We start from the raw sequence: 615 nt of genomic DNA, 5'->3' as shown, positions 1-615 counted from the left end.
GTCTGCTCGTTGTAGACCAGCGCGTTGACCTTCTTGCCGGTGAACAGCGCCAGGGTCTCCTGCAGGGTCCTCGGGGAGACGTCGTCGCCTTCTTCGATGGCCTCGCTGAACGCCTCGGGGGTGGCGTTCTTGAGCCCGCTCGCCTCGACCATGTACAGCGGCACGGGCTCGGTGATGGCCACTTCCTCGCCCCCGTGGTCGGCCTTGATCCTGGCTTCCTTCGCCTCCAGCGGCTTCAGCTTCTCCTTGAAGTCCTTCGCCTTCGCGGTGAAGGTGGCGGCGTCGTCCGGGTCGGCCTTGGCCAGGGCGGTGGCGATGCGGTCGGCGAGCCCCGCGACCGTGGGGAAGTCGTACCAGACGTGTTCGTTGAGCTCCCCGCCCGCCGGGGCGGTCTTCCCGGAGACCCTGACCGCGTTGATCACCTCGGCCGACGAGTTGTCGCCGCTCCTCAGCATGCGGTCGATGAAGTCGTCGTAACCGCCGCCGTTCTCGATGACGACCTTCGCCTTGGACAGCGCCAACTGGTTCTGCGTGTTGGCCTCGTAGGAGTGCGGGTCCTGGTCGGGGTCGCTGATGATCGAGGTGACCTCCACCTTCCCGGCACCGATCTGCTCG

Annotated in this window: 1 protein-coding gene; it reads right to left on the bottom strand. The window is 66.7% G+C overall.

Translation table 11 applies throughout. The annotated features are described in order from the left end of the window. Positions 1 to 615: metal ABC transporter substrate-binding protein (locus tag ACTMVF_RS42415; RefSeq protein ID WP_441276435.1), on the bottom strand; the 615-nt coding region annotated here is incomplete at both ends.

It is taken from the genome of Streptomyces sp. SD31, assembly GCF_052068475.1.
In the GTDB taxonomy this organism is placed as follows: Bacteria; Actinomycetota; Actinomycetes; order Streptomycetales; family Streptomycetaceae; genus Streptomyces.
The sequence above is the reverse complement of the archived record's forward strand: the minus strand, read 5'-3'. Positions and strand labels throughout refer to the sequence as shown.